This is a genomic window from Endozoicomonas sp. ONNA2, assembly GCF_024606365.1.
Classification (GTDB): Bacteria; Pseudomonadota; Gammaproteobacteria; order Pseudomonadales; family Endozoicomonadaceae; genus Endozoicomonas.
Map to the genome: position 1 here is coordinate 1 of NZ_JAHHPO010000997.1, position 8203 is coordinate 8203.

Genomic DNA, 8203 nt, shown 5'->3' on the forward strand with positions numbered 1-8203 from the left:
GATTTCTTTTTTCTTCCTTTGTGTCTTTGTGCCTTTGTGGTGAAAGTCTTTTAACTAACTATGGCAAGGCTTTCACGCTTAAGTCAGTGCCATTGGGGTTTAGCCACCAAAATCATCCAGAAGGATATTCTCAGGCTCTACGCCCTGATCCTCCAGCATCTTGATAACGGCGGCATTCATCATCGGTGGGCCACACATGTAGAACTCGCAGTCTTCCGGAGCCGGGTGATCTTTCAGGTAGTTATCAAACAGAACCTGATGGATAAAGCCGGTGTGGCCGGTCCAGTTGTCTTCTGGCAGGGGATCTGACAGCGCCAGATGCCAGTTGAAGTTCTCGTTCTCTTCTGCCAGCTTGTCGAACTCATCCACGTAGAATGCTTCGCGCAGGGAGCGGGCACCGTACCAGAAAGAGATCTTCCGTTTGGAAGACAGCCGCTTCAGCTGGTCAAAGATGTGCGAGCGCATGGGTGCCATGCCAGCACCACCCCCGACAAAGACCATTTCGTTATCGGTCTCTTTGGCGAAGAACTCACCGAAAGGTCCGTACACCGTCATCTTGTCACCGGGCTTCAAGTTGAAGACGAACGAAGACATCTTGCCAGGGGCAAAGTCTGTACCCGGCGGTGGTGAAGCAATACGGATGTTGAACTTCAGCAGGCCTTTCTCTTCGGGATAGTTGGCCATGGAGTAAGCACGGATGGTCTCTTCATCCACCTTGGAAACGTACTGCCACTGGTTAAATTTATCCCAGTCACCACGGTACTCTTCGGCAACATCGAAGTTTTTGTACTCAACCGTATGGGGAGGACACTCCAGCTGCACGTAACCACCGGCACGGAAGTTAACGTCTTCGCCTTCTGGCAATTTAAGAACCAGTTCCTTGATGAAGGTGGCTACGTTGTCATTGGAAACCACTTCACATTCCCACTTCCTGACACCGAAGAGTTCTTCTTCAACTTCAATTTCCATATCCTGCTTGACCGCCACCTGGCAGGAAAGACGCCAGCCTTCCTTCTCTTCACGCCTGGTAAAGTGAGAGCGCTCGGTGGGCAGCATTTCACCACCACCGGTCAGCACCTTACACTTGCACTGGGCGCAGGTACCACCGCCACCACAGGCGGAGGGCAGGAAGACACCGGCGCTGGACAAGGTACTGAGTAACTTGCCACCGGCAGCGGTAGTCACGGCCTTGCCGGGATCTTCATTAATCCCGATGGTTACGTCACCCATACTCACCAGTTTCGAACGGGCGGCGAGGATAATCAACACCAGCGCCAGTACGATAATGGTAAACATGCCAACGCCATAGATAATATTTAAATCCATATCGTCCCAATCCCCCTTACAGCTGTACGCCAGAGAACGACAGGAAGCCCAGGGACATCAAACCGACGGTAATGAAGGTAATGCCCAGACCTCTCAGTCCTGCAGGTACATCGCTGTACTTGAGCTTTTCACGAATACCCGCCAGTGCGGCAATGGCCAGGGCCCAGCCGACACCGGCACCGAAACCATAAACCACGGATTCGCCAAGGTCGTAGTCACGCTGCACCATGAACAATGACGCACCCATAATAGCGCAGTTTACGGTAATCAGTGGCAGAAACACGCCCAGTGCGTTGTACAGGGCAGGTACAAATTTATCCAGAAACATTTCCAGGATCTGTACCAGTGCGGCAATAACACCGATGTAGGTGATCAGGCCCAGGAAGCTCAGGTCAACACCGGGAACCAACGCCCCATCTTTCAGGATGTTCTGGTAAATGACATTGTTGATTGGAACGGTGATGGTCAGTACGGCAACCACTGCAACCCCCAGGCCCAGAGCAGTTTGCACCTGCTTGGATACCGCCAGGAAAGTACACATCCCCAGGAAGAAAGCCAGCGCCATGTTTTCCACGAACACCGCTTTCACGAATAGCGAAATAAAATGTTCCATGACTTAGTGCGCCTCACTGAATTTGGTATTAGGTGCAATCTTGAATTCCACCGCTTCAACCTGCTCTGTCTTCCAGCTGCGAATCGCCCAGATCAGTAAACCAATCAGGAAGAAGGCACTGGGAGCCAGCAGCATCAGGCCGTTTGCCACATACCAACCACCGTTATTCACGGTTGCGAAGATTTCCACTCCAAACAGGTTGCCCGAACCAAAGAGTTCACGGAAGAAAGCCACAATCATCAGCACACAGCCATAACCCAGACCGTTACCGAATCCGTCCAGTGCTGACAGCGTTGGACCGTTCTTCATGGCGAAGGCTTCTGCACGGCCCATGACGATACAGTTGGTGATGATCAGGCCAACGAATACCGACAGCTGCTTGGAGATGTCGTAAGCGTAAGCTTTCAGGATCTGGTCAACTACAATGACCAGCGAGGCGATAACCGTCATCTGACAGATAATACGAATGCTGTTGGGAATGTGGTTACGGATCAGGGCGACCGCCAGGTTGGAACAGGTGGTTACCCCGATAACTGCCAGTGCCATGACCAGGCTGACCTGCATGCTGGTGGTTACCGCCAACGCCGAACAGATACCGAGAATCTGCAGGGTAATGGGGTTATTCTTGACAACCGGTTCCAGGAGGATATCTTTGGTCTTCACAGACATTACGCATTCCCCGCTTTCAGATTATTCAGGAACAGTTTAAAGCCCGCATCGGACAACCAGAACTTGATCAGGTTGCTGACACCGTTGGAAGTCAGTGTGGCACCGGCCAGGCCGTCAATCTGGTTAATGGCCCCGGGGTTGGTTGAGTCAACGCCGCCTTTGATCACTTGCAGTGCCACCTTGCCATCAATACCGTAGATCTCCTTGCCAACCCAGCGGGATTTCCATACCGGGTTACTGACTTCACCCCCCAGTCCGGGCGTTTCTGCCTGCTCGAAGAAACCGAACCCTTTCACGGTGTTCAGATTGTTTTCCAGCGCCAGGAATCCATACATGGTAGACCACAGGCCGCGCCCATGAACCGGCAGGATCAATGTCTGCATCTCGCCATCTTCTTCGACAAGGTAGACCTTGGCAACGTCTGCCTGACGGGAAATACCGGCGATGTCGGCACTGCCCAGTGCCCTGGAAGCCCTGGTATCCTTGGCTGCAGTACGCTGATCGTACTGGTCAACGGTCAGGCCATTGGCTGCATCAACAAACTTACCGGTTTTCAGATCCACCAGCCGTGGCTGGATCTGTTTGTAAAGTTCAGCAATTTCAGCGGCACTCAGGGCCCTGACATCACTACTCAATCCGGCGATATCCAGAATGTTACGCTGAACGTCCAGCTTGATATTCCGGTCCTGAACCGGCTTCAGGAATACGGCAGCCATGGATACCAGCACTGAACAGACCAGTGACAGTACCACCGTGACCAGCAGCGTCTTTTTAATCGTATCGTTTCCCATCAGGCCCGAGCCTCCCGACGCTTGATATTGGCCTCGACCACAAAGTGGTCAATCAACGGCGCAAACAGGTTGGCAAACAGAATGGCCAGCATCATCCCTTCCGGATAGGCAGGGTTTACCACCCGGATCAGGACAACCATGACACCAATCAGCGCACCGTAGAACCAGCGACCATGGTTGGTCATGGAAGCCGATACCGGATCCGTGGTCATGAAGATCAGACCGAAGGCAAAACTACCCAGCACCATATGCCAGTACCATGGCACCTGAAACATGTAATTGGTATCAGAACCGATTATGTTGAACAGGGTCGACAGCGCAATCATACCGATCATGGTACCTGCGACAATTCTCCAGGAGGCAATACCGGAGAGCAGCAGGACCGCGCCACCGATAAAAATAGCCAGTGTCGACGTCTCACCAACGGAACCCTGCATCACACCAAGAAACGCCTGCATCCAGCTGATGGAGTGTTGCAGTGCTTCCATACCGCCCTGCTGGGCAACGCTCAACATGGTGGCACCGGAGAAGCCGTCAACCGCGGTCCACACAAGGTTACCGGAAATCTGCGCAGGATAAGCGAAGAACAGAAAGGCACGACCGGTCAGCGCAGGGTTCAGGAAATTTTTACCCGTGCCGCCGAATACTTCCTTACCGATCACAACGCCGAAGGAGATACCCAGGGCTACCTGCCACAGTGGGATGGATGGCGGCACAATCAGGGCAAACAGCACAGAGGTAACGAAGAAACCTTCATTCACTTCATGCTTGCGGATGATGGCAAACAGCACTTCCCAGAAACCACCTACCAGGAAGGTCACCCCGTAGATGGGCAGGAAGTGAACGGCACCGTAGATCAGGTTATCCCAGATACTGGCGGGATCATCACCGGCGAGCATCGCAATCAGCGTGCCGTGCCAGTCAGCGGGAAAAGTGCCCAGACCATTGGCGATGGCCGTGTTTGACTGGTAACCAATATTCCACATACCGAAGAACATGGCCGGAAAAGTACATAACCAGACCAGACCCATCATACGCTTCAGGTCCAGGGCGTCACGCACATGGCTGGTATTGTGGGTTTTGTCCAGCGGTGTATAGAACAGCGTGTCCGCTGCTTCAAACAGCGCATAGAACTTTTCGTATTTACCGCCCTTGACGAAATGGGGCTCCATCGAGTCAAGGAGATTTCTTAATGGCTTCACTGATTAGCCCTCCAGCTCAATACGGGTCAGGTTGTCACGCAGCAGGGGGCCGTACTCGTATTTACCTGCACAAACGAATGTACAAAGAGCCAGGTCTTCTTCTTCCAGTTCCAGCACACCCAGTTTCTGAGCGGTCTCGGTATCACCTACGATGATTGACCGAAGCAGCTGTGTCGCCAGGATATCCAGAGGCATCATCTTTTCGTAGTTACCCACTGGCACCATCGCACGCTCACCACCGTTCGTGGTGGTGGTAAAATTGAACAAGCGGCTTTTGCTCAGGCCCGAGGTCATGACACGCAGGATGGAGAAGCGATCCACCGTCGGATTGACCCAACCCAGGAATAGTCGCTCGTCACTCTCTTCCAGAACGGAAACCTGATTATGGTAACGTCCCAGGTAAGCAAATGGGCCATTGGCTGTGCGACCGCCGAATACCGACCCAGAAATAATACGATTGGTGGCAGGCTTCAGTTCACCGGCGGTGATCTCATCGGTGCAGGCACCCAGACGGGTTCGCACCAGACGTGGGTTTTCAACCTGGGGCCCGGCCAGGGAGACAACACGGTCGGTGAAAAGCCGACCGGTGGTAAACAGTTTACCGATGGCAATAACATCCTGATAACCCACCTGCCACACCGTTTTGGTGGCAGAAACCGGGTCCAGGAAGTGGATATGAGTGCCTGGCAGGCCGGCAGGATGGGGGCCTGCGAACTCTTCGCTGTTGGCAATCCCTGCTGGAATGTTGGCGCCTGGTGCTTTGCACAGGAAAATCTTGCCGCCACTGAGTTTACCCAGAATATTGATACCCTGTTCAAACGCTTCGGCATGTTCCCTGATCACTACTTCCGGATTTGCCGCCAGCGGGTGTGTATCAATGGCCGTGACAAAGATGGAAGCCGGGCGCGTGCCCAATACCGGCACCTTGCTGAACGGGCGGGTGCGCAGAGCCGTCCAGAGGCCGGACTCATTCAGCAGTGCTTCCACCTGCTCAGCACTCAGGCCCGCCAGTTCTTCGGGCTTATAGGCTGTGAAGGTCTCTTCCTCTTCCTGGCCACTGTCGTTAACAATATCAATCACCACGGATTGCAAAATCCGTTTTTCGCCACGATTAATTGCTGAAATTGTACCACCAGCCAATGCTGTGTACCGGATCCCCGGTGTTTTCTTATCGGTAAAGAGCAGTTGCCCTTTTTTAACTCGATCTCCCACAGCAACCGCCATCGTAGGCTTCATGCCTACGTAATCAGAGCCAATCACGGCGACAGAGCGTGCTGCCCTGCCTTTTGAGATACTCTGTTCAGGCGATCCTGATATCGGGAGATCCAGCCCCTGTTTGATTTTGATCATACCTTTCGCCTAATCAATCAAGTTGAGGTCAGGAGTAATCCGTCTCTTCGGTGATCCGGAATTGTCCTTAAAGAAACCCTGCAGATAAAGGAAGCCATGAGCGTATGTACTTTCTCTGACAAAAAAACTCAAACAACAGAACTCCCCGACACCAGAACACTGGCCGGAGCACTGCACAATATGGCGGTCAGTAAACAACTTGAGAAAGGGAAGCAAACGTGACAGGCAAAGCATGCCACCAAGGCATCTGTGTCAGGCAGCAGAAGCTGGAAATGCACCCCTTTTTCAAGGTTACTGCTGCGCAGTTATATTCCCGGAAAGCATTCTGACAATCCGTTCAGACACAGAAAGAACACGGCTGAAAATCAACAGAATTCTGTTGGGCATCCAGATAGACAAGCGTCGTAATTGGAGAACTTGAGTTCTTTATAATTAGTCGAAGCATGATCGGAATTCCGTACCTGAGCCTAAATCCGCAACATCACCGATGAAATTGGTGAGACAATTATAAATAGACCGGAGGTGATATGCCATACTGGCGAGCTGGATATTTTTACTAATACTTATTAGAAATAACCAAGAAATACCTTAATCGCCACGGTTTTTTCGTGCCGAAATAACAGAGCAAAAGCTGAACAAACCTGCCCTCCAGCCATTCAAAACAGCGATAATAAACACTAAATTCATAGCATATAATCAAGCGTCAGCGGTCAACAGTTAGACAGCCCGATAAAAAAGCCGATAAAAATTTTCTGAGGTTTTTTTTCCAAGCACCTCTGGTGCTACGCCCTTGAGTTCAGCAACAAATCGTGCAACATCAGCAACAAACCGGGGTTCGTTTGACTTTCCCCGATGGGGAATCGGTGTCAGATAGGGGGAATCCGTTTCAATCAGCAAGCGATCCATTGGCAAATATTCAACCACCTCCCGCAACGCGCAAGCATTACGAAAGGTAACAATGCCCGATATAGAAATGTAGTAATTCAGATCCAATGCCGCTTTTGCCATCGCCAGAGACTCGGTAAAGCAGTGCAACACCCCGGCAAATTCCCTGGAACCGTATTCACGCAGAAAGTCCAGAGTATCTTCCCTGGCATCGCGAGTATGCACCACCACTGGCAACTCCAGTCCTTTGGCAAGTTCAAGATGGTTAATAAAGGACTGTCGCTGAACCGCCTGAACCCCTTCCGTGGTGGCATAGTAATAATCAAGCCCTGTCTCACCAATAGCAACCACCTTTTTATGGTTGGCCAGAGAACGCACCATGTCGATATCAGGCACCATTTCCTTACAATCCAGCGGATGAACGCCTACCGAAGCGTAAACATCCTCATACCGCTGCGCCAGTGATACCACTTCCGGGCCATTTTCAAGATCGATGCCTATACAGAGTATACGATCCACACCCGCCGCCCTGGCCGCTTCTACTGCAAGGTCAAGATTTCCCTCATAAGCACTCAAATCCAGTCGATCGAGATGACAATGGGAGTCAATAAACATTCTTATCTCCTGAAAGCCCAACCCTGATAAAATTGAACTGCCTACTTCAGAAAAACCAATATCAGTCACCGGGTCAGGAGGGTTTTCCGAGGTATTTATTACCTGGCCGTTGGCCGGATGCTGGCGACTGGAGGAACCGGATAATCCCGGCAACTGGAGGTGATGGCAACCCCCACGAACGACGGGGTCGCCATTGGCGAAGCATGACCTTTTCATTGACTGATCAGGACACTCTATCTTACAGCTTACAATGTGTTGGTCTGCCGGTCCGAGGACAAGGCCCCAACAACGTACTTCTCAATTTTAGTGCGAACACTGTCTGTCGGATCATTAAATTGAATACCGATCCCTGCCTGTCGGCCGCCTTGAGCCCCCATTGGCGTCACCCATACCACCTTACCCGGCACAGGCATCTTCTCAGGCTCATCCATCAACGTCAGACGAATCAGCACGTCATCCCCGAGGTTATAATGTTTGTGGGTTGGCACAAACAGCCCGCCGCCACTGATAAACGGCATATACGCTTCATAGAGTGATGCTGTGTCCCGTATGCTCAGAGACATCAGTCCCTGCATCCCTTTCCCCATGACAACCCTTCTCCTTTTTTTTGAATACAATTAAGTTAGTCGAAAGCAGGAGGTTGTCCGAGCATAGACTGCCCCAAGAGGCTGTCCGAGAATAGTCTGCCCTACTGCGACGACAGCAAATTGGTCTAAAAATCCGCTTTTGTTCGGCAAATAGCCCCGCTATTC

9 protein-coding genes are annotated in these 8203 nt (G+C 51.8%); 1 reads left to right on the forward strand and 8 read right to left on the reverse strand.

Going from position 1 to position 8203, the window contains the following annotated elements:
• Window positions 1-99 precede the first annotated feature (99 nt).
• The 6 genes from nqrF to KDK14_RS17620 are packed head-to-tail and all read right to left on the reverse strand — an operon-like array spanning window position 100 to window position 5951.
• Entirely contained in the window at window positions 100-1326 is a 1227-nt protein-coding gene (nqrF, locus tag KDK14_RS17595) for an NADH:ubiquinone reductase (Na(+)-transporting) subunit F (RefSeq protein WP_257266494.1), read from the reverse strand.
• Window positions 1327-1342: 16 nt separating this feature from the next.
• Window positions 1343-1939, reverse strand: coding sequence for an NADH:ubiquinone reductase (Na(+)-transporting) subunit E (nqrE, locus tag KDK14_RS17600; RefSeq protein WP_257266495.1), 597 nt, complete (start codon window positions 1937-1939; stop codon window positions 1343-1345).
• Between the two features lie 3 nt (window positions 1940-1942).
• Window positions 1943-2608: an NADH:ubiquinone reductase (Na(+)-transporting) subunit D gene (locus KDK14_RS17605; protein WP_257266496.1), complete on the reverse strand. Its 666-nt coding sequence runs from the start codon at window positions 2606-2608 to the stop codon at window positions 1943-1945.
• Window positions 2608-3399, reverse strand: coding sequence for a Na(+)-translocating NADH-quinone reductase subunit C (locus tag KDK14_RS17610; protein WP_257266497.1), 792 nt, complete (start codon window positions 3397-3399; stop codon window positions 2608-2610). The genes KDK14_RS17605 and KDK14_RS17610 overlap by 1 nt, the downstream gene beginning before the upstream one ends.
• On the reverse strand, window positions 3399-4571 hold the full coding sequence (locus tag KDK14_RS17615; protein WP_373691111.1) for an NADH:ubiquinone reductase (Na(+)-transporting) subunit B: 1173 nt from the start codon (window positions 4569-4571) through the stop codon (window positions 3399-3401). Before KDK14_RS17615 ends, KDK14_RS17610 begins: the two co-directional genes overlap by 1 nt.
• A 33-nt stretch (window positions 4572-4604) precedes the next feature.
• Window positions 4605-5951, reverse strand: a complete 1347-nt coding sequence (locus tag KDK14_RS17620; protein WP_257266500.1) for a Na(+)-translocating NADH-quinone reductase subunit A — start codon at window positions 5949-5951, stop codon at window positions 4605-4607.
• 96 nt (window positions 5952-6047) lie between these two features.
• Here KDK14_RS17620 and KDK14_RS17625 point away from each other — a divergent pair, with 96 nt between their 5' ends.
• Window positions 6048-6173 (forward strand): hypothetical protein, encoded by a 126-nt coding sequence (locus KDK14_RS17625; protein WP_257266501.1) that lies wholly within the window; start codon window positions 6048-6050, stop codon window positions 6171-6173.
• Between the two features lie 495 nt (window positions 6174-6668).
• On the opposite strand, the gene KDK14_RS17630 is transcribed toward KDK14_RS17625, so the two are convergent.
• Both KDK14_RS17630 and KDK14_RS17635 read right to left on the reverse strand, forming a co-directional pair.
• Window positions 6669-7667 carry a TatD family hydrolase gene (locus KDK14_RS17630; RefSeq protein ID WP_306671598.1) on the reverse strand — a complete coding sequence of 333 codons (999 nt, stop codon included), beginning with the start codon at window positions 7665-7667 and terminating at the stop codon, window positions 6669-6671.
• A gap of 29 nt (window positions 7668-7696) precedes the next feature.
• Window positions 7697-8038 (reverse strand): PilZ domain-containing protein, encoded by a 342-nt coding sequence (locus KDK14_RS17635; RefSeq protein ID WP_257266502.1) that lies wholly within the window; start codon window positions 8036-8038, stop codon window positions 7697-7699.
• Window positions 8039-8203 lie beyond the last annotated feature (165 nt).

Excerpts from the sequence above, each read along its gene's own strand:
- nqrF (WP_257266494.1), bottom strand. The coding sequence starts at position 1,326 with ATGGATTTAAATATTATCTATGGCGTTGGCATGTTTACCATTATCGTA.
- nqrE (WP_257266495.1), bottom strand. The coding sequence starts at position 1,939 with ATGGAACATTTTATTTCGCTATTCGTGAAAGCGGTGTTCGTGGAAAAC.
- KDK14_RS17605 (WP_257266496.1), bottom strand. The coding sequence starts at position 2,608 with ATGTCTGTGAAGACCAAAGATATCCTCCTGGAACCGGTTGTCAAGAAT.
- KDK14_RS17610 (WP_257266497.1), bottom strand. The coding sequence starts at position 3,399 with ATGGGAAACGATACGATTAAAAAGACGCTGCTGGTCACGGTGGTACTG.
- KDK14_RS17615 (WP_373691111.1), bottom strand. The coding sequence starts at position 4,571 with ATGGAGCCCCATTTCGTCAAGGGCGGTAAATACGAAAAGTTCTATGCG.
- KDK14_RS17620 (WP_257266500.1), bottom strand. The coding sequence starts at position 5,951 with ATGATCAAAATCAAACAGGGGCTGGATCTCCCGATATCAGGATCGCCT.
- KDK14_RS17625 (WP_257266501.1), top strand. The coding sequence starts at position 6,048 with ATGAGCGTATGTACTTTCTCTGACAAAAAAACTCAAACAACAGAACTC.
- KDK14_RS17630 (WP_306671598.1), bottom strand. The coding sequence starts at position 7,667 with ATGAAAAGGTCATGCTTCGCCAATGGCGACCCCGTCGTTCGTGGGGGT.
- KDK14_RS17635 (WP_257266502.1), bottom strand. The coding sequence starts at position 8,038 with ATGGGGAAAGGGATGCAGGGACTGATGTCTCTGAGCATACGGGACACA.